Source organism: Xanthomonas hortorum, assembly GCF_024339125.1.
GTDB lineage: Bacteria > Pseudomonadota > Gammaproteobacteria > Xanthomonadales > Xanthomonadaceae > Xanthomonas > Xanthomonas hortorum.
In genome coordinates this window covers 2,124,026-2,142,184 of the sequence record NZ_CP101417.1, presented here as the reverse complement: position 1 = coordinate 2,142,184, position 18,159 = coordinate 2,124,026, and the positions used below count along the sequence as shown (strand labels likewise).

21 protein-coding genes and 1 pseudogene are annotated in these 18,159 nt (G+C 59.6%); 8 read left to right on the top strand and 14 right to left on the bottom strand.

The annotated features are described in order from the left end of the window. Positions 1–2: 2 nt before the first annotated feature. Positions 3–1,538 carry an IS21 family transposase gene (gene istA, locus NMB96_RS08985; protein ID WP_229009178.1) on the bottom strand — a complete coding sequence of 512 codons (1,536 nt, stop codon included), beginning with the start codon at positions 1,536–1,538 and terminating at the stop codon, positions 3–5. A 261-nt stretch (positions 1,539–1,799) separates the two neighbouring features. Then, positions 1,800–2,087 (bottom strand): hypothetical protein, encoded by a 288-nt coding sequence (locus NMB96_RS08980; RefSeq protein WP_046932707.1) that lies wholly within the window; start codon positions 2,085–2,087, stop codon positions 1,800–1,802. 94 nt (positions 2,088–2,181) lie between these two features. Between NMB96_RS08980 and NMB96_RS08975 the strand changes: the two genes are divergently transcribed. The 4 genes and pseudogenes from NMB96_RS08975 (at position 2,182) to NMB96_RS08965 (ending at position 6,060) form a co-directional block, all read left to right on the top strand. After that, positions 2,182–3,219 carry a hypothetical protein gene (locus tag NMB96_RS08975; protein ID WP_255085065.1) on the top strand — a complete coding sequence of 346 codons (1,038 nt, stop codon included), beginning with the start codon at positions 2,182–2,184 and terminating at the stop codon, positions 3,217–3,219. Between the two features lie 354 nt (positions 3,220–3,573). Then, positions 3,574–3,771, top strand: a pseudogene (locus NMB96_RS23375) (XopE/AvrPphe family type III secretion system effector); the annotation flags it as partial. A gap of 33 nt (positions 3,772–3,804) precedes the next feature. Further along, positions 3,805–5,034, top strand: coding sequence for a XopAH/AvrB family type III secretion system effector (gene xopAH, locus NMB96_RS08970; protein WP_425520922.1), 1,230 nt, complete (start codon positions 3,805–3,807; stop codon positions 5,032–5,034). Between the two features lie 459 nt (positions 5,035–5,493). Next, on the top strand, positions 5,494–6,060 hold the full coding sequence (locus NMB96_RS08965; protein WP_255086702.1) for a recombinase family protein: 567 nt from the start codon (positions 5,494–5,496) through the stop codon (positions 6,058–6,060). Positions 6,061–6,187: 127 nt separating this feature from the next. Here the strand turns inward: NMB96_RS08965 and NMB96_RS23525 are convergent, their stop codons facing one another. From NMB96_RS23525 to NMB96_RS08950, 4 genes are all read right to left on the bottom strand, one after another. Further along, on the bottom strand, positions 6,188–6,355 hold the full coding sequence (locus NMB96_RS23525) for a DUF2158 domain-containing protein (RefSeq protein ID WP_425520914.1): 168 nt from the start codon (positions 6,353–6,355) through the stop codon (positions 6,188–6,190). Positions 6,356–6,364: 9 nt separating this feature from the next. Next, positions 6,365–6,727 (bottom strand): hypothetical protein, encoded by a 363-nt coding sequence (locus tag NMB96_RS08960; RefSeq protein ID WP_255086701.1) that lies wholly within the window; start codon positions 6,725–6,727, stop codon positions 6,365–6,367. 962 nt (positions 6,728–7,689) lie between these two features. After that, a complete protein-coding gene (locus NMB96_RS08955) occupies positions 7,690–7,923 on the bottom strand; it encodes a hypothetical protein (protein ID WP_255086700.1) in 234 nt (77 codons plus the stop codon). A 116-nt stretch (positions 7,924–8,039) separates the two neighbouring features. After that, complete coding sequence (locus tag NMB96_RS08950; RefSeq protein ID WP_255086699.1) at positions 8,040–8,744, bottom strand: NYN domain-containing protein; 705 nt, start codon at positions 8,742–8,744, stop codon at positions 8,040–8,042. A 301-nt stretch (positions 8,745–9,045) separates the two neighbouring features. Here NMB96_RS08950 and NMB96_RS08945 point away from each other — a divergent pair, with 301 nt between their 5' ends. Both NMB96_RS08945 and NMB96_RS08940 read left to right on the top strand, forming a co-directional pair. After that, on the top strand, positions 9,046–9,510 hold the full coding sequence (locus tag NMB96_RS08945; RefSeq protein WP_255086698.1) for a hypothetical protein: 465 nt from the start codon (positions 9,046–9,048) through the stop codon (positions 9,508–9,510). Then, positions 9,507–10,232, top strand: a complete 726-nt coding sequence (locus tag NMB96_RS08940; protein WP_042825937.1) for a hypothetical protein — start codon at positions 9,507–9,509, stop codon at positions 10,230–10,232. Before NMB96_RS08945 ends, NMB96_RS08940 begins: the two co-directional genes overlap by 4 nt. An 89-nt stretch (positions 10,233–10,321) precedes the next feature. On the opposite strand, the gene NMB96_RS08935 is transcribed toward NMB96_RS08940, so the two are convergent. Continuing rightward, positions 10,322–10,609, bottom strand: a complete 288-nt coding sequence (locus NMB96_RS08935; RefSeq protein WP_005918301.1) for a DUF3892 domain-containing protein — start codon at positions 10,607–10,609, stop codon at positions 10,322–10,324. Positions 10,610–10,774: 165 nt separating this feature from the next. Here NMB96_RS08935 and NMB96_RS08930 point away from each other — a divergent pair, with 165 nt between their 5' ends. Continuing rightward, positions 10,775–11,236, top strand: coding sequence for a hypothetical protein (locus tag NMB96_RS08930; protein WP_005918303.1), 462 nt, complete (start codon positions 10,775–10,777; stop codon positions 11,234–11,236). Between the two features lie 541 nt (positions 11,237–11,777). Beyond that, the gene (locus tag NMB96_RS08925) at positions 11,778–12,023 is read left to right on the top strand and encodes a hypothetical protein (protein WP_131705189.1); all 246 of its coding nucleotides are present in this window, start codon (positions 11,778–11,780) and stop codon (positions 12,021–12,023) included. 81 nt (positions 12,024–12,104) lie between these two features. Here NMB96_RS08925 and NMB96_RS08920 read toward each other — a convergent pair whose 3' ends face one another. From NMB96_RS08920 to istA (NMB96_RS08890), 7 genes are all read right to left on the bottom strand, one after another. After that, the gene (locus NMB96_RS08920; protein ID WP_255086696.1) at positions 12,105–12,848 is read right to left on the bottom strand and encodes a TraX family protein; all 744 of its coding nucleotides are present in this window, start codon (positions 12,846–12,848) and stop codon (positions 12,105–12,107) included. Next, a complete protein-coding gene (locus tag NMB96_RS08915) occupies positions 12,845–13,093 on the bottom strand; it encodes a conjugal transfer protein TrbO (protein ID WP_255086695.1) in 249 nt (82 codons plus the stop codon). Before NMB96_RS08915 ends, NMB96_RS08920 begins: the two co-directional genes overlap by 4 nt. 32 nt (positions 13,094–13,125) lie before the next feature. Next, positions 13,126–13,845: a transglycosylase SLT domain-containing protein gene (locus NMB96_RS08910; protein ID WP_255086694.1), complete on the bottom strand. Its 720-nt coding sequence runs from the start codon at positions 13,843–13,845 to the stop codon at positions 13,126–13,128. A gap of 15 nt (positions 13,846–13,860) precedes the next feature. Further along, complete coding sequence (locus NMB96_RS08905; RefSeq protein ID WP_255086693.1) at positions 13,861–14,445, bottom strand: TrbM/KikA/MpfK family conjugal transfer protein; 585 nt, start codon at positions 14,443–14,445, stop codon at positions 13,861–13,863. Between the two features lie 11 nt (positions 14,446–14,456). Further along, the gene (locus NMB96_RS08900) at positions 14,457–15,563 is read right to left on the bottom strand and encodes a type IV secretion system protein (RefSeq protein ID WP_255086692.1); all 1,107 of its coding nucleotides are present in this window, start codon (positions 15,561–15,563) and stop codon (positions 14,457–14,459) included. A gap of 146 nt (positions 15,564–15,709) precedes the next feature. Then, positions 15,710–16,453 carry an IS21-like element helper ATPase IstB gene (gene istB / locus NMB96_RS08895; protein WP_053051498.1) on the bottom strand — a complete coding sequence of 248 codons (744 nt, stop codon included), beginning with the start codon at positions 16,451–16,453 and terminating at the stop codon, positions 15,710–15,712. Between the two features lie 15 nt (positions 16,454–16,468). After that, on the bottom strand, positions 16,469–18,004 hold the full coding sequence (gene istA, locus NMB96_RS08890) for an IS21 family transposase (RefSeq protein WP_229009178.1): 1,536 nt from the start codon (positions 18,002–18,004) through the stop codon (positions 16,469–16,471). Positions 18,005–18,159: the final 155 nt, after the last annotated feature.

Genomic DNA, 18,159 nt, shown 5'->3' with positions numbered 1-18,159 from the left:
AATTATGAGTAGTAGTTAGCACCGCGCACGTTTTCGTGCGCCTGTGGAGCGTCATCGTTGCTTGCACTGTCATCGCAAGATGCGCTGCGATCCAGATGGCGCACCAGGATCGACTTCACCGAGCTGACACTGTTTGCTTGGATGCGCACTGCCCGGTCACAGGCCGCCTGCAGCCTTTCGATCCCGTGTTCACGCGCAAGGCGTCGCAGCCCTCGACAGGCTTGCAGGGTCAGTGCCGGTCGGCGATGGGTCGCGCTATGTCGTTGCACGAACTTATGCAGGGCGCCTCCTTGCTGACGCGCCCATGTCATCAGTACGTCCGGCGTGTCTTGTGCGTAAGCGCGATGAGCCGGTGGCTGGTGCTCCGGTGACGTGCTACATCCACCCACTTCGCCGCTGCGCGGATGCATGGCCACCCGCTTGTCGCGGTGGAAGACTGCCACGGCCTCCCGGGTGACCTTCAAGTTCACCTTTGCGCCAACCAATGTGTGAGGAACCGAGTAAAAGTGGCCCTGCCAAGGGACGTGGTAATCCTGTCCCACAGGGACCTTAAGCTTCCACTCTGCGTACTCGTAGGGCATCTGCGGACAGGGACGCAGCGCGGGGCCGTCCAGTTCCTCGAACAGTTGCTGACGGCTTTTTCCGCCGGACCCACGCATCGGACGAAGGTTCATGCGGTCCACCAGCTCGGCAATGGCGCGATTCAGTTCCTCCAGCGAGAAGAACACCCGATTGCGCAGCCGCGCCAGGATCCAACGCTGGGCCAGTTGCACCCCAATCTCCACCGGCGCCTTGTCCGTAGGTTTGCGCGGACGTGCCGGCAGCACCATGGTGTCGTAGTGTGCAGCGAACTCGGCGTAGGTCATGTTCAGCAGTGCCCCGTCCTGCCCGGAAACGGAGGTCACCGCCGCCTTGAGGTTATCCGGCACCAGATAGGTGGGCACGCCCGCAAAGAACTCCAGCGCCTTTGCATTGCAAGCGATCCAGTCAACCGATTTCTGGCTTGCGACGGCATAGACGAAGGTCTTGCGGCTGGCACCCATGACCGCCACGAAGAGCTCCACCGGGGTTGTTGCGCCGGTCATCTGATCAGTGATCGAAGGGCGCACTCCGGAGAAGTCCAGAAACAGCTGTTGTCCCGGTACACGCACCTGACGCATGACCAGTCCTCGCTTACGCGCATAGCGGCGGTAGCGGCGTCGGAACTCGGTCTCTGACATCGCCCCGGCTTCCAAGCCAAGGGCATATTCCTCATGCAATAGCGCGATCGTCATGCCGCGCCGCTGCAGCTCGGCGTGCACATACGACCAATCCGGTTCAACGAGCAACTTCTTCGCACTACTTTTGCCCGGATTCAATCGGCGCGCCAGCGCGACTTCGTCCATGCTCTCGATGTCATCCCACGATTGTGAGAGGGCTCGCAGGCGTTTGCGATAGCGGCCGACCGTGGTCGGCGAGCGATTCAACTTTTGACCAACCTGCCGATCGGTCAGGTCAGTGCGCAGCAGGCACCGGCACAGGTCTTTCAACGGATTCATGGCACTCCTTGCACCGCCTTCGTTCCAGGCACCAGCATCCGGGCCAGAACAGCGGCAACAGTCCCCCGCGCCAGCGCGTAAGAGCTGGCAAACAGGGATTGACGAAGGGAGGGCGGATGCCGAGAATGCAGCGAATAGGTTCTAGCTACACCCTCAAAGCCCCCAAGCGTTGACGCGCTTGGGGGCTTTTGCATTTCCCACGTGTGGAATGGCGGTGGGAGTCGTCAGGTCATGCTGACCCCCTGTCTTCCATGTTCGCAGTCATGGCGTGTTTCCGTTTGGGTGCGATGCCCGGATGGCTTGGTCGCGCAAGCCTGCCAGCCAGTGCGCAATGTCTTTGGCAAGCGCGTATTTGCCGCGGCGATTAGGGATGGGGAACACCGGCACCGGCAGCGAGTCACGGGACAGAGCCTGCCGGAACGCATCCAGCGAGGTGTAGCCCAGTGCTTGGCGCAGATCATCCTGGCCGATCACCGGGCCGTAGTGGTGCAACAGATCCTGCTCCAGGACTTTGGCCAACGCGCCGATGTGTTCGTCACGCTCTGTCATGCCGCTAGCGTAACGATTGCACCGATAGTCGCCCAGAAGGAAACTGAGGGCTTCCGCGTTACTCTAAATTGCACCGCAATGAGTCGATAAGCCATTGATACAGATCAAGGACTACAAACTTGGCCGGGTAAAAGCGGTAGTTCGCTTAGCCGAATCGAACGCAAACCGTTCCGCTGAGAAGGCCTTGAACGTGCTGAAGGTTGGCTTATGGTTCGAGGGGCTGCGGGCGCGTATGGGCCGTCCGACGGCCTATCGCCTGGGTCAGGTTTTGCAGCCCGGCACCTACCTCAAGGGCGAGCACCATCACAATTTGTGGGCCAAGTACGCCCTGGGTAAGCACGTCCCCGGCGCCGAAACTCTCCGCACCACAGAAGCAGCCATGGCAGGCTCCAGTGAAATCCTCATGGCAGCAGCTTGGGACGCGCTGGACATCTCCCGCCCTGTTGGGGTAAGTGCCGACACGCTGCTAAAGCGGTTGGGACCCGGGATCCAGATGGCGATCTTCGATCAGCAGGCGTTGGAGCGCGGACGCTATGTGCGGCGTAAAGCAACGCGCCAAGTGACTCGACGCCTGGAGGGACAAGCGGGCCTGGATAGCCTAGCCGCGCTCGTCGTATTGCTTCGAGAAGCGCATGAAGCAGGAAATCAAGGGCGGGCTTTTGAACTCGGGCGTTCGCTGCACGCCAGCCTGTTCCTGGCCACGATTGAGGGTCCGCTGTGGGAGATCGCAGAGGAGCTGTTCGCCTACTTCATCTGCTTCATTTTTCCGTTGGCAGAAGACAAGGAGCTTGCGTTTGATCTGCATCCAAGGATCATGCAAAGGCAGGCTTTCTGCTTCTCCCGCGTCGTACTGCAGCTAGAGGACGCTGGATGGGATGGCTATCTCCCGGGCGGGCATACCCGGCAGCTGCGTCGGTTGCTGACGATTGATTTTGGTTTCGATCTGTTCTTTGGGCTCGGACCACGCTTTCGGCTGACTCAGCCGGTCGAACAATCCAGCGAGAACGCCAGGCGATGGGTCGCAGAGCAAGACATTGCATGGGAGTGGGGACTGAGGACGCTTCAAGCCGGCAGGCGCGAGCGCCTGATGCCGGATGAGGTGAGAGATCGAATTGCCGCTTCGGGCGCCTGAACTTCCTTCGCTTTGACATGAACCCTCCTCACGGCCTCAATCGGCCTTCTCGTAAGCGCCCGTGGAATCGGATGTTGAACCCCTCTGCTCCAAGACTTCGCACCGAAGTGTTCGATTACATCGATATGTAATACAAGCCGATCGAGGGTCGGGGGGGGATTCGTAAAAAAAGCAAAAAGTGATCTAACCTGCTGTCAGAAAAGGATTTTTTCAAGAATCCCTGCCAAGCCTCTATAGAGGCTCGAGAATCCCGCGCGTCAATGCTTCGTCGTCCCAGCTATGACTTCGGTGAGCCAGCGCGAATCGGAGAGCTTCTCGCCAAACTTGCTCCGACAGTCACTGTAGGAGATCAACATGGGTCTATGCGTTTCAAAGCCGAGCGTGGCGGGCTCACTTGAGGATTATGCAGCCCACGCCGCAGAGCAGACCACGCCCTCTACGCCGTCATCTCCCGAGGCGCCCATGTCACCTAGCCTGTATGGCTTGGGGTCACTCGGGGCTCGTAGGGCAAGGCGGGCTGGCGCCGGCCATTTGCCGCACAAAGTTCAGCAGCACGGGGAAAACGTAGCGCTGGCAGCTATCGACATGGCGCTGTCCAGACCGTGGGAGAAAGTGACCGTGGAACTGAAACATCGCCGCCCCCACCAGGCGCTGGCTCCAGAGGAACGAATCAGTTCTGATGTGCAGCTGCAAGTGCTTTACACCGAGGAACAAGGCGAACATACGCTCCACATTGAAAGCAGTCGCTTCCATGAGCCGAGACATCAATCCCTCACGGAGTGGTCCCAGACGTTGTTGAGGGAGGCTGCCTTCGCGGCTCTGGCGCCCGGCATGCAGGGGCTGAACCATAGTATCACCTCGGTATCGCCGCCTATCCGCAGGTCACTGCCAGGACCTGCTACCGAGTGCAGTCTGTCGCCCGCACAGGTCGCGCTGACGGGCGTGGCACGATGGCCAGATCCGCGCGTCAACCAAGAGTCAACCCCAGAGAATCAAGAGTATGGCCGCCGATTTTATGCCACTGCGCGGGAAGGTGGCGAACGTATTGCAAGCGGGCAGATCCAGACCTTCCGGCAGTTGTGGGATTTCTCAGGCGCAGCACGTCATAGCTGGGCTACACAACAAAATCCGCAGGCAGAGGGCCCCGGTCAAACGAAAGGAAATGCACAGCCATTTGCGGCGGGCTACCCACGGCAAAAGAACGTCTCCACGCCTCTTACAAAACACTATGCATATCTGCGACCAAGGGTGCGCCAGCTTCCGCTGATCCGGCAAGCGAACGACCTTGTTGCAAAAAGTGAGCAGGCGCTGCCCAAAACATTCATGGCGCATGATGTTTTCGAAATGGTAGGTGTACTGAATGGGGCAATGATACCGCTCACCCAATTAAAGCTGGCTGTGAATCCTGACGACTTCTACCATTCGCTCGCCCAGCAAGGGCGGAAAGGAAACGGTCTGCAGGTTGAAGGCTCAGCTTTTCCATTTGTCATTGAGCACACACCATTCGGAATGGTGCAGCCGATCATGAATCATGTCGAAACCTTGTTTAGCAACTTAATCGCACAACGCCACGATCCCGCCAGCCTGATGCCGACGCTGGGTAGTCTCCACTGGTGGATGGCGCATGCCATGCCTGACAGTAGAGGAAGCGCTGCGAAGACCGAATTGGCCGTCCGAGCATTGGCGCATGCGCATGGTATCGAATTACCACCTTTCGCGCATGGAATTGCAGCAGATCTGGAGGCATTCGTCACAGACCGCGAGAGCTTCAGTTCCCGCTACGCGGACTTCTTCGAACTGCCAGAGCAGGCGTGATCGGCCCGCGCCTGCTCTAGCTCTGCCGGCGTTTAGGCTCCGTGAGAATCCCTCGCTAGCAGTACGTGGCCGCGCAGTCCTCCCGCAGGCGGCGCTGGGCGCTCTATAAGCGCTGCCTCTGACCAGCAGCAGGCCAGCCGAGTTGCATCCTCCTTGCCTGGCTGCGCTGACTTTGCAAGTCACAACCGTCCAGCCTAAATGACGTCGCCGTCCAGTTTGGCTGATAGCTTCGTCCAGTTTATTTAGTGTCAGCGTCCACTTGCTTGGCTGTATGTAATTTGAGGGTGTAGCTAGAACCTGTTCGCTGCATTCTCGGCATCCGCCCTCCCTTTGTCAATTGTCCCTGTCCGTCAAACGATCATTAGTCGGTCATGCCGGACAATGTCCGGCAATGCGCTTGTTTAATGGGTTGTCGGACATTATGATAGACGGACGGAAAGGCGGACAAAAGGGGCGGTAATGGTACTGATCGGCTATGCGCGGGTATCGACGGCGGAACAGGACACCGCTTTGCAGACGGATGCGCTACGCAAGGCAGGCTGCGAGCGCGTTTTTGAGGACACGGCTTCTGGGGTCAAGGCCGACAGGCCCGGCTTGGCTGATGCGCTGGCCTACCTGCGCGCCGGCGACGTGCTGGCCGTCTGGCGTCTGGATCGGCTCGGGCGCTCGATGCCACACCTCATCGAGACAATCGCCGCGCTGGAAGCGCGTGGCGTCGGCTTCCGGTCGCTGACCGAAAGCATCGACACCACCACGCCGGGCGGACGGCTCATCTTCCACGTCTTCGGCGCACTGGGCCAGTTCGAGCGCGACTTGATCCGCGAGCGCACCAAGGCCGGGCTGACCGCTGCCGCCGCACGCGGGCGGAAGGGCGGGCGAAAGCCGGTTGTCACCGCCGACAAGTTGCAGCGAGCGCGGGAGCACATCGCCAACGGGCTTAATGCCCGAGAGGCCGCTACACGGCTCAAGGTGAGCAAGACGGCTCTATACGCGGCGCTGCAATCCACTAGTGCAGCCGACTCCTGACATTCCGTGCAGTCGTCTTCTGAGAATGACAAATCCCCCGTGTGCTGGATGGCCGTTATTTGCCGCACCCGACGCTACCGGGGCAGGTGCTAAATGAAGCTCCTGCGCCATCCTGCGTTAGCGCTGGTCAGGGGCATGATCGCAGCCGGTGGCTGCTGGCTAGCGCCGCTCCCCCTGATCTATCCGATGGTGACCACTGGCGAGTGGTCAGTTGCCCGTTGACTTCCTCAACGGTCATAGGCTCGCCTCCGGACTTCAGCTGGACAATGTCACCGGCAGTAAATGCTGGGCTCATGGACGACTCCTATGGATCTTGCTTGGGGTAGCGATGTTTGGGAAAGGCGACAGGTACACGAAACTTGATGCGGGACTCCATGCCTTTTGACTCAGTACTATTTCCGCCGGCACTCAGGTTTAGCAGTGAAGCAACAGTAAGGCCGATGCCCGCCTTGGTTTCGGTCCCAGAGTTTGCAAGGATGGCCACATCAAAATCTACATATTCAATGGCGTGAAGCCGGCCGCCAGTAACCAAGTTGCCGGTGTCGTCCTTGGTCATTGAAGTATTTATACGTGTTGTTGATCCACCCTCTTGCAGCTTTCGTTGCGCATCTTCAATGCCCCCGGATATCTGAAGCAGGGCTTCTGTGACGAATTCTTTGAGTTCCATAGAGCACTCCCAAAGCACCTAACGCCTGAATTAAGCCGACCCGCGAAGCGGGTTCGGCTTGAATGAATTGTTAGGTGCGCGCTGCAGCGAAAACCCAGTGTAGTGACCGACACTGTCACCAAGAATGGCCATTAGCACCACAGTTGCGCTCAAGAGAATCCATGACCTCGTCTGCGGTGTACTGCTTTGCACGATATGCGTCAATGTTTGTCTGAACTATTGCACGACAATTCTTGGGCAGACCCGTCTCTCCGTAGATCGGCCTAGCATTCGGGTCGCCTTGGCAGGCGACGAGCGCTGTTGTTGCTACTAGCAGGCTAAGTATGTAGCAAATTTTCATCGCGCACCTAACTACCATTGGACCGCCTAAGCGCGGCATAACAGGATCCTCGCCGACTCCCTGACTGCGGTCAACCGCTACAAGCTTTTGAAGCTCATCGCTTTCAGCTGTGTTCCTGGCTCCGATGCCATATGTTAGGCCGCGTCCTTACGGGCTCATCCTGTTACGCCGAGTTACTTGCGTCCTAGGAAAGGTCTGAACAACTCGCAGCGCTGCGAGAGAACTTGGGATTTCGCTTGATCGCCAAGGTCGCCAACGCTGAAAATCAAGCACTTGCGCGTGACGGAGATTGCTTCGGATGTTGATCGGAAAATCATAGAAGAGTTGTTCAGAGCTTCCCTAGGTGCTGTGTGAGTTGCATTCTCTTTGCCTGGTTGCATTGACTTTGGCAATTCACAGCGCTCGCGCACGCCGGGTTCCTCCTGGTCCAGCTTGCGCTCGATATCGCGCAACACCCGCCCCAAGACCGTGCGTTCGGGTTTAGAGTGCGGGGGATAAGGGTGGCGAGAACTCGCCAAGTGAATGCGGGCGGCGGGTAGGAATCGGCGTGTACGAGGGGTAGATGAGGATTCCGAGTACCGACCGCGCCCGCCTGGCTGCGCAGTCGTTTTGTTAGCTGCTCTTAGGTGCCGTCCGTAATCAGGTCGATTCCTTCCTCGATTCCGTCTGCTAAAGCATTTCCAGCCATATCCCCACGGCTGCGCATTAAGGCTATCAGCGCGGCGGCATTTTCTCTTATCAGTGTTTTTAGCAGAGTGGAGTCGTCAGATGCGATAATCAGCACCCTGAGGGTTGTTTCTATCGCCGAGATGCGTCCAAGAAGTTCCAAATGCGCTTTGCGTTCAACTTCATTCATGCCGCTCTCCATTTGTGCTCGTTAATTCATGTAAAAGACCTTTGCTGACAGCGAATTAGCTCACTTTGGCTGTTTTTTTTACACGAATCCCTGCCGACCCTCAACCCGATTAGGACTCACCAGTGCCCGGGCTTATCGATTGACCTGCCAGGTTTGCGAACGCGCTCGGGAAGCTGCGCTGCGGCCAGCTCATCATCCAATATGTAGTGACGTATCCAGTCAGCGCATCTCGACAGCGAGACGCTGACTCTTCTGTCCGCTTCACCATCGACCGGCGGCCTACGTGGCGTGACCATGCCTAGCACGATGGTCGGGAAGTCCTCGCGGATCGCCGCAAGGGCCGGCGCGATATCGCTATCGTTGGAGCACACAACCAGCTGCTGATAGCGCGCCGACGCAGCATCGCGATACATGGCCAGCGCCAGGTTCACATCGGTCTGTTTCTCTTCGAGCTTCCAGACCCGGACCCGGCGTGTCCGATCATACGGCTGGCCGCTAACAAACTCCGCCAGAAGGGTTCCGCCTTTGTCCCAGCTGTGTTTGCCTAATGTCGTGGTGAATCGTTGCGGGTGGGTGTGTGCTAAGGCGCGCAGGTAAGTTGTTTGCCCGATTTCCGAGGCCTGCTTGTGAGTCGCAAACCGACCCAGCGCTGGCGCTGTGAAATACCGGACGTGCAGCAGATCGGTGGTCGGGTCTTGGTCATGCAGGAGGCGATCGAACAGTGCGACCACATCGAGCCACTTGAATGCGGTCCCACGGATGCGCCCGTAGTACAGGTTGTAGCCATCGATGTAGACGGCAGTCGCTTTGGCGATGGTCACATGGAGCTTCCTGCGGACATGAAAAAACCGCCTTGCGGCGGTTTTTTCGTCCCAAGCCGTTACCCAACTGAATGGGGCGACAGGGGAGGAGTGGTGAGGCTAGCCTAACGGATGCGCCCGGGCGATGCAAGGATGCATAAACCCCCGTCATGCGACTGCCCGCCCGCCCTGCTGGGCCAGGCAGCCATCGTGCCACTGCGTGGAATTGGCCGTTATGTGCGCTGGCGTCCTCGCCGCGAGAGTGCTTGCAGCGCAGCCTTGAATGATCGAACATCAAACATCACTGTTTGATAGATCGATCATGACATCGCCCATGTCCATCACCACCCTCGCCGCCCTCGCCAGTGCCGGCGTGCTGCGCACCGTGCAGCTGGTCGGCCAGGTCGGCGGCTACACCGTGATGGTGCGGGTGGGCCAAACCGAAAAGCAACTGACCGGCCAGCGCGGCACCCCGCGCGTGTTTGCCTCCCTCGACACCGCCGCCACCCAGCTGCTGGCGCTCGGGGTGACGGTCTTCGAGGTGTTGCCGGCCAACTACGTGCGCGCGCCCAAGGTCTACCGACGCGGCCGCCCTGCCGCGTTGAAGGCGTTGGCCAAGCTCCAGCGCGAGGGCAAACCCGCCAAGCCCAAGCCGGGCAGGAAGCCGGCCGGCGCGGCGACGGTGGCCACCGCCGCCACCATCCTGCCCAGCGAGCGGGCGCAGCTGAAATTGCCCGGCCTGCCGCGCACCCGCAAGACCGCCCGCACCGCTGGTGCCGGCGCATGAGCGCCACCGTCCCGGTGGAAGGCATGACATGGGATCTAGGAGCCTTGCGCGAGGACGTCAGGGCGGCGTTTGGCCCCGACCAGCGGCGACTTGTAGCGCAGAGCATCCAGTCCGTGAGTGACCGGCGCAGGTTCAGTGCCTATCACTACCAGGAGGCCATGCGGATCATTGCCGCCAAAGTGGACGGCCGGCCTGGCGATGAACTGTTGCCGATCATGATGGGAGTCGATGACAACGACACAGGCTCATTTGAAGATGCCAGGTTTATTGCTTATGCCAACATCGTTGCCTGCATGCATAGCATGCGCTCGGTGGCGGATAACTTGGTGCACCTAGTCTATTACGCCACCGGAATGAATCGCGATGCGGCGACCTGCATCAAGAAAGAGCAGTACATTACGTGGGAGACTGTCCGTAAAAATCTGATCCCAGCTGCCGTTAAAGCGGAGTTGGATGCGCTACATGAGCATGCCGATTTCAAGTACCTCCGTGCGCTCGACAACCATTGCAAACACCGCAGCATCGTCGATATTGGCTATGCGATCAGCTTCACTGAAGAAACGCACGGCCTGCGCATCAAAGCCTTCACCCATGATGGGATCGATCACGCTCCCCAGTGGGTCAGGCCATTTCTCACATCCGAATATCAACGTCAGGACGCGGCGATCATGCGTGCAGGCAATCATCTAAACGGCTACGTGGCGCAATGCCGCAAGGACTGACGCCGTGCAGCGACAGCCAGTAATGGAATTGCCCGGTCTGTCCGCCGATCAGCGATGCCGGCACAAGGCCGGCATCAAGTGTCGTTAGGTCACGGACATTCGGGAAGGCTCAGCAAATTGTCCGGAGTATCGTGATCGGCAGTGGTCCGCAGATATTTCCTTCCGCTTCTTGACGTTGCCACGATCACATCTCTCTCATGACCTCCGACATGAGTGAAGAAGGCATATTTGTCTGTCTCGATCCCATTGATGGCTTCATCAAGGCTTAGCTTCCATCGCTTGCCGTCAGAACCCGTGCCGCCAACGTGCGTGATGCGGTTATATTTATCTTGGCGATCATCTTTATTGATGCAACCAATCTTGTGTCGACTTGCCACGTACTTTCTCCTTGATATGCCGGAGATCCTCTCCGGTCAGGTAATATATCCAGAAATACAAAGAAATTCATTGTCAGGTCGATAAAGCTAGAGCTCGCTAGTCTAGTTCGCCTAGCTTTTGAACAGCACATCTTGAACCCAGCAACTGCCAACGGAGCAACACTCATGACGATCAGAGCAAGTGCATTCGTGCTTAAAAGGGACATTGATGTCCCCTTGGGTTCAGTGTTCACTTTCGAGGAAAATTGGTTTTTCAGGGCACAGGTGGGCGATCGTCGCAACATCCAGGACGTCGGGATCAACCTAACGGACGGTGCCCAATCTATTGAACTCACGGATCCCACAAACGCAATTACCCTTGCGCCCGATCTAGAGCTTGAGTACCGCGTGATTGGTGCAATCCGCGGACCAGGCACGCCACCGCTCGCGTCACTCGCATGGAGCGTTGGTGGCGGTCACGCCATTTCAATGGTGGACAAATTTATTGCTCTTGACGGCGGTAAAGAGACAACAGATGTCCGCATAGGCCACGTGTTTTTTGCGACGCACTGGGGCGTATGGGTGATCGATACCAACGGTAAGCCGATCAGTCCCGATCCGCTGTTTGTGATCGGCGCCGACCCATAACAAGCACCGTGCCGGTTGCAGGCCTACCGTTTCCACACCGCAATCGGCGCCGGTAAATCCTCACCAAACTCGCTGTGGCGTGCAACAACCGACGCCCAGCAGCGCCGTAACTCATCAACATCGATGTCCTCGCGTGGCGTCGACACATAGCCGCGACCGCCGCAGTCGCTGCAAAACACGTCCAAGCCTTTGCAGCTCGGGCAGCGTGCAAATTGCCAGAACGAGCGGTGCATGAACACGCCAGCGAAACAGAAGTAGCAGACGATCCCCGCTTGATCCATCGTTCCGCACGGGCCGCCGCACGCGTCACACACGCCAGGTGGGCCGAATAGCCACGGATCGAGTCGAGGTCGTTTCCGATTACCCATGCAGCAGATTACACATGCGGCAGTGCCGTAGGGTAGCGCTCTTCGAGGCGACGGTGGCCACCGTCGCCTCGCTGCGGATTTGGCCTCCCCTGGTAATTGGTCCTCGCTCGGCAATCGCAGCCGATGAGACGTGGATGTGTAGTCTGGTAGAACACCGGCAAGAGGTCCAAATTATGAAAAGGCAAACCAGCAACGCGTTCTTAACCCTATTCGTCATCGGATCGATCGGCGGCGCATCCCTCGTGCTGACGGCAACCTATCTCATGCTCGGGGGCAAGCAGGCCGATCCAATGGTGTTAGGACTAGGGCTGGCCGCTGTCGTGCTGATGCTTGCTGGCCTAGGGCGTGCTGCCTTCCGGGCTGGATTCGGGTTTATGGACGATGTGATGGACGCTAAGCAGGACGAACCACGCAAATGACGAGCAAAGCGCGTGCAGCTCGGGTGCAGCGATCCTCACGTTGACGGAGTTTGGCTGCAACCAAGCCAAACTACGCCCGAACTAGATGAAGAAGAGATAACCTGCATGGCTCATCGGGATGCGAATGAGCCACAGGACCGCCAGGTGCAACGGGTAATAGGCGTAGAAGGCCCAGCGTAGGCGCGGAACATGCAGATCCACGCCACTGGCGGCGATGACCAGCGGCAGTGCCGCCAGCGCCCACAGATTGCCGTTGATGAACCACAGAGAGGCGCAGGCCAGCAGCCCGAGCAATGCAGCAGGCCAGCATGGCCGCTTGCAGTACCACCAGACCGCAGCGGCCAGCGTCAGCGCTGGCCACCAGAACTCGACTACCGCGCCAGCGACGGCAAAGACCGCTAGGCCGGCGACAGCCTGGCCGCGTTCGACCAGGTACAAAATGCCGGTCGCGACCAGCAGCGTGAACATCACGTTGAGCGGCCACCAGCCCCACAAGACGCCGCCCAAGTAGATAAACGGGACACAGGCAGCCGCGCCGAAGAGCGCTAGGCGCAGCATCGTCCGGCGATGTGCGCCGCGCTCAAGCACGCCTGGCCGCGCGAGGTTGTACGCCAGGACAATGACGAAGAGAGGCAGAGCTAAGCGGCCGGCCTCAAACAGATAGGGCAAGGTGCCGTTGAACAGGTACTTGTTGACGTGATCGCCGGTCATCAACAGCAACGCCGCCCACTTCAAGGCTTCAATGCTGCCATCGGTTATGACCAGAGCCGGAAGCGTTCCCCGCCACGCCCTCTTCCCTTGGAGGAAGTACGCCCAGGCGGTCACTGGCGACCGCACCGGTGCGCGTATTGCATTAGCACATGGAAGGCGAAAGGCAGCGCCGCGACCAGCAGTGCCGCGCCGCCGACATAGCTGGCCCACGTGGGCAGGAATCTAAGCAGCGTAATGACGATGACGGGCCCGAACCCGAGAACCAATAGGTCCAGCGGAGCCTTCGCCTGGTCTGCGGCCCACAGTGCATACGCCTTTGCCCCGTTCCAATACCGCTTCATGACGTTCTGAATGCCCATATTTAGCCGCTAAAGCGGCATTCCTCCTGCCCTTATGGTTGGTCGCTGGTGATGAGCTTGCGGGATACATATCCCGAGCTGCGGAACGAGGCTCGCGACGTAACTCCCTGTGGCTTTGGCCCCGGCCGGATTGCCTCGCCCGCTGGGGCGGGCGAAGACGCGACCTTCTGCGCCGCACGGGATACCTGGGCGACCGCCGCACCTTTGGGCGCATAGCTGATGGTCACGAACCGGGCATCAAGCCAGTCCGCCCACTTCGCAGCCTTTGCCTTGAGATCGGCGCGGTAGATCGCGTTGTAATACTCCGTGCGCGAGTGGTAATTCGCTGCTCGCTTCCAGAGATCGCCCTTGTCCTTTAGGATGTGTCCACGCAGCCGCCAGGCAGCCAGGTCGAAGGCGTAGCAGCCCGCTGCCGCCACATCATTGGCACCGATCCCGTATTTCGCCAGGTCCGAGAGGTACGCGGTGTTGAACTGCATCGCACCTACGTCGTAGGTGTCGTTGTCGTTCCTGACCCACTGCCCTGGCTTGCCTCCTTCTTTTTCGGCGATCGCGAGGACGATGTTGGCCGGGATCTCGTACTTCGCCGCTGCCGAGATCGAGCAGACAACGCGCTCTTCAAGCCGGGGCGACAAGTCGGGAAACAACCTCGCTTCGCCGGCGATCGCCGCGCCTGGCACACCGGAAATGACGACGGCCAAAGTGGCGGCCGTCGTGAGGTGGTGCCATCGCAGAAAGTCAGCGACTCGCATTGCTGCGCCCTCCCCTTATCTGTCGAAACGGCCGTAGTCGTTCCGGCCATGCTGCTGTCCGCGTTGCCGGGCTTCGTACTCTTTCAGAGCACGCTCATAGTCGGCCGCTTCAACCCAATAGCCGCCGTCCCCTGGCGTGCCGACGTAGCGCGGTAGCGTCGTCTTGAAGTCGGTGTAAGCATGACCTGTGTACGCGCCGCAGTAATCCGGCAACTCGTTGCTGATGTAGAAGGTGTCGTCCCAACCCCGCCAGGAGCGCAGCGACGTGTTGAGCGAGGTTGCATCGCACCGGCCTGCGCCACTCGAAATCGCAGACACCAGCGACTCCATTTCTGACGTTTGGTTCGACGCCGGGCACAGCTTGAGGAAGTTCCCTCGCGCTTTCAGCGTGTCGGATAGCTTGCGCTTATGGATGCTGAAATAACGCGTCAGCGATGGCTGGCACTCGCTGGGGCGGCGACCTGTCGATAGGCATAAGATCGCCTCACATGCATACCGGGTGTCGCCAGTCAGTAGCTCTTGTGCGCCGGCTTGGCCAACCGCGGCGAATGCAGTGGCGATCACCAGGGTGGCGGATGCAAACACTTTTTTTAGTTGCATAGTGAAACCTCCTAGGAATTGAACTGCTGGTCTTGCGCGGGCTTGTTCGCGAAGCTCGCGACTTCAGAATCCGCATCGACGGTTTGATCCTTGTCGCGTGTGGCTCCAAGGCTGTTGTCGTCGAACGTCGGGGATTGCGCGGGCTGGGCAGGTGGAGTTTCCTGCGGCTGTCCGCTGGCGCTGTCCGCCAAGACGGATGCCGTATTGGCAGTGCTACGGATCGCGTTGGCGATCCGACCACCGACGGTGTCGCTGATGCGCTCCTGTGCGCCCACCCGTATTTCGCCGGCCTTCGCCTTCGCGACAGAGCCGACGCCCTTGGCCAGGTTGGCAACGGTATCGGCCGCAATGCGGCCGCCTCTTGCAACTGCGCTGCCACCGCTCGCGCCGCCGCCCTTCGTGCCGCTGCTGTTGTCGCCGGCGGCCGATGCCATCGGTGTTTCGCCGCTCGAACCACCACCCGAGTTGCCACCACCACCACCACTACCGCTATCCCCGCCGCCGGTCGGGGCGCTGCCACCACCGCCACCACCGCCGAAGCCGCCTAGCAGGCTGGACATGATGTCGGAGCCAGATGAAACGTTTTCACTGGCCTTCCCGGCCGCCGCCATGACGGCAGAAGCCCCGCCCGCTGCTGCTGCTGCGCCGGCGGCCAGAGCCGCGCCGCCAGTCGCTACGGCCGCGCCGGCCATACCTGCGGCCGCTGCAAGCGTGCCAGCACCGACCATGCTGCCAACACCGCCGCCGCCTACGGCCGCGCCAGTGATGATTCCAGCAAGAAGCGGAGGAATCCTGGAGGTCAACGCCAGGAGAACAACGCACGCCATCAAGAGCGCGGCCATTGATTTCAGGTTCGTGGCGGTAATGTCGGCTTGGAGGGTCGCGTAATACTGTTCAAGGAAGGTCTTGCCGATGGCAATCAGAAGCACCATTGCCAGAATCTGGACGGCCAGGCCAAGCACGGTCTTGTAGTAGTTGATCGCCATGTCGGAAGTCCAACGCGATCCACCAAAGCCAAGGAAGAAGATGCCGGCATACGCAAGAAACCAGGCCGACACCAGGAGCAACAGCATGTTGATGCCGATAAGGCACAGCATGACCAGGATGCCCAGGCCCATGAGGCTACCCATAAGGCTCAGGTGGAACTTGTTAGGCCAGAATACGAAAAGCCAACCAACTGGACACTCATCGGCGACGGAACTGGACACCGCCGCCAAATGAATTGGATGCGAGCGCCAGAAGCGCTGGACAGCGCCGCCAATCTTCACTTCCCGGACTTGGCCACCTTCGTCTTTCGCATGGATTCACCCTTGAGCGCTAGTTTGTGGCTGCTGTGAATCAGTCGATCCATGATGGCATCAGCCAAAGCAGGGTCATGGATAAACGCATGCCAGTCCTGCACTGGCATCTGGCCAGCCACAATCGTGGCGCCAGAGCCGACACGGTCATCGAGTAATTCCAGTAGATCTGCACGTCCGCGGCTGCTCAGCGGCGTCAGGCCGAAATCATCCAAGATTAGTAGTCCGGTCCTGGCGAGTTGATTGCGAAGCTTGGCCAGTGAGCCGTCCGCATGCCCGACCTCCATGTCTTCCAACAGGCGGCCTACGCGCCGGTAGCCTACGGTGATCCCTTGGCGTGCGGCTTGTACGGCCAGGGCACATGCCAACCAGGTCTTTCCAGTACCTGTTTGTCCAGTGACCAAAACGTTTTGGCGGTGCTCAATCCAGCCACAGGTCAGCAAATCCGCGATCACCGATCGATCCAACCCGCGCCCAACACGATAGTCAATAGCCTCCGGTTCGGCGTAGACCTTGAGCTTGGCATTGCGAATCAGGCGCGTGAAGCGCTTGCTGTCGCGCTGACTCACCTCGGCGTCAACCAGATGGCCAAGGCGCTGATCGAAGCCGAGTGCTCCGTAGCTGGATTGGGCGAGTTGATGTTCGACGCCAGCCACCATGCCGGTCAATTTGAGCGTTCGTAGCTGATCAATCGTATGTTCCAAAGACATAATGTTCTCCCTGAATTATGAGTAGTAGTTAGCACCGCGCACGTTTTCGTGCGCCTGTGGAGCGTCATCGTTGCTTGCACTGTCATCGCAAGATGCGCTGCGATCCAGATGGCGCACCAGGATCGACTTCACCGAGCTGACACTGTTTGCTTGGATGCGCACTGCCCGGTCACAGGCCGCCTGCAGCCTTTCGATCCCGTGTTCACGCGCAAGGCGTCGCAGCCCTCGACAGGCTTGCAGGGTCAGTGCCGGTCGGCGATGGGTCGCGCTATGTCGTTGCACGAACTTATGCAGGGCGCCTCCTTGCTGACGCGCCCATGTCATCAGTACGTCCGGCGTGTCTTGTGCGTAAGCGCGATGAGCCGGTGGCTGGTGCTCCGGTGACGTGCTACATCCACCCACTTCGCCGCTGCGCGGATGCATGGCCACCCGCTTGTCGCGGTGGAAGACTGCCACGGCCTCCCGGGTGACCTTCAAGTTCACCTTTGCGCCAACCAATGTGTGAGGAACCGAGTAAAAGTGGCCCTGCCAAGGGACGTGGTAATCCTGTCCCACAGGGACCTTAAGCTTCCACTCTGCGTACTCGTAGGGCATCTGCGGACAGGGACGCAGCGCGGGGCCGTCCAGTTCCTCGAACAGTTGCTGACGGCTTTTTCCGCCGGACCCACGCATCGGACGAAGGTTCATGCGGTCCACCAGCTCGGCAATGGCGCGATTCAGTTCCTCCAGCGAGAAGAACACCCGATTGCGCAGCCGCGCCAGGATCCAACGCTGGGCCAGTTGCACCCCAATCTCCACCGGCGCCTTGTCCGTAGGTTTGCGCGGACGTGCCGGCAGCACCATGGTGTCGTAGTGTGCAGCGAACTCGGCGTAGGTCATGTTCAGCAGTGCCCCGTCCTGCCCGGAAACGGAGGTCACCGCCGCCTTGAGGTTATCCGGCACCAGATAGGTGGGCACGCCCGCAAAGAACTCCAGCGCCTTTGCATTGCAAGCGATCCAGTCAACCGATTTCTGGCTTGCGACGGCATAGACGAAGGTCTTGCGGCTGGCACCCATGACCGCCACGAAGAGCTCCACCGGGGTTGTTGCGCCGGTCATCTGATCAGTGATCGAAGGGCGCACTCCGGAGAAGTCCAGAAACAGCTGTTGTCCCGGTACACGCACCTGACGCATGACCAGTCCTCGCTTACGCGCATAGCGGCGGTAGCGGCGTCGGAACTCGGTCTCTGACATCGCCCCGGCTTCCAAGCCAAGGGCATATTCCTCATGCAATAGCGCGATCGTCATGCCGCGCCGCTGCAGCTCGGCGTGCACATACGACCAATCCGGTTCAACGAGCAACTTCTTCGCACTACTTTTGCCCGGATTCAATCGGCGCGCCAGCGCGACTTCGTCCATGCTCTCGATGTCATCCCACGATTGTGAGAGGGCTCGCAGGCGTTTGCGATAGCGGCCGACCGTGGTCGGCGAGCGATTCAACTTTTGACCAACCTGCCGATCGGTCAGGTCAGTGCGCAGCAGGCACCGGCACAGGTCTTTCAACGGATTCATGGCACTCCTTGCACCGCCTTCGTTCCAGGCACCAGCATCCGGGCCAGAACAGCGGCAACAGTCCCCCGCGCCAGCGCGTAAGAGCTGGCAAACAGGGATTGACGAAGGGAGGGCGGATGCCGAGAATGCAGCGAATAGGTTCTAGCTACACCCTC

Coding starts and splice junctions, on each gene's coding strand:
- istA (WP_229009178.1), bottom strand. CDS start 1,538: ATGAATCCGTTGAAAGACCTGTGCCGGTGCCTGCTGCGCACTGACCTG.
- NMB96_RS08980 (WP_046932707.1), bottom strand. CDS start 2,087: ATGACAGAGCGTGACGAACACATCGGCGCGTTGGCCAAAGTCCTGGAG.
- xopAH (WP_425520922.1), top strand. CDS start 3,805: ATGGCGCTGTCCAGACCGTGGGAGAAAGTGACCGTGGAACTGAAACAT.
- NMB96_RS08965 (WP_255086702.1), top strand. CDS start 5,494: ATGGTACTGATCGGCTATGCGCGGGTATCGACGGCGGAACAGGACACC.
- NMB96_RS23525 (WP_425520914.1), bottom strand. CDS start 6,355: ATGAGCCCAGCATTTACTGCCGGTGACATTGTCCAGCTGAAGTCCGGA.
- NMB96_RS08960 (WP_255086701.1), bottom strand. CDS start 6,727: ATGGAACTCAAAGAATTCGTCACAGAAGCCCTGCTTCAGATATCCGGG.
- NMB96_RS08955 (WP_255086700.1), bottom strand. CDS start 7,923: ATGAATGAAGTTGAACGCAAAGCGCATTTGGAACTTCTTGGACGCATC.
- NMB96_RS08945 (WP_255086698.1), top strand. CDS start 9,046: ATGACATCGCCCATGTCCATCACCACCCTCGCCGCCCTCGCCAGTGCC.
- NMB96_RS08940 (WP_042825937.1), top strand. CDS start 9,507: ATGAGCGCCACCGTCCCGGTGGAAGGCATGACATGGGATCTAGGAGCC.
- NMB96_RS08930 (WP_005918303.1), top strand. CDS start 10,775: ATGACGATCAGAGCAAGTGCATTCGTGCTTAAAAGGGACATTGATGTC.
- NMB96_RS08925 (WP_131705189.1), top strand. CDS start 11,778: ATGAAAAGGCAAACCAGCAACGCGTTCTTAACCCTATTCGTCATCGGA.
- NMB96_RS08915 (WP_255086695.1), bottom strand. CDS start 13,093: ATGGGCATTCAGAACGTCATGAAGCGGTATTGGAACGGGGCAAAGGCG.
- NMB96_RS08910 (WP_255086694.1), bottom strand. CDS start 13,845: ATGCGAGTCGCTGACTTTCTGCGATGGCACCACCTCACGACGGCCGCC.
- NMB96_RS08905 (WP_255086693.1), bottom strand. CDS start 14,445: ATGCAACTAAAAAAAGTGTTTGCATCCGCCACCCTGGTGATCGCCACT.
- NMB96_RS08900 (WP_255086692.1), bottom strand. CDS start 15,563: ATGGGCCTGGGCATCCTGGTCATGCTGTGCCTTATCGGCATCAACATG.
- istB (WP_053051498.1), bottom strand. CDS start 16,453: ATGTCTTTGGAACATACGATTGATCAGCTACGAACGCTCAAATTGACC.
- istA (WP_229009178.1), bottom strand. CDS start 18,004: ATGAATCCGTTGAAAGACCTGTGCCGGTGCCTGCTGCGCACTGACCTG.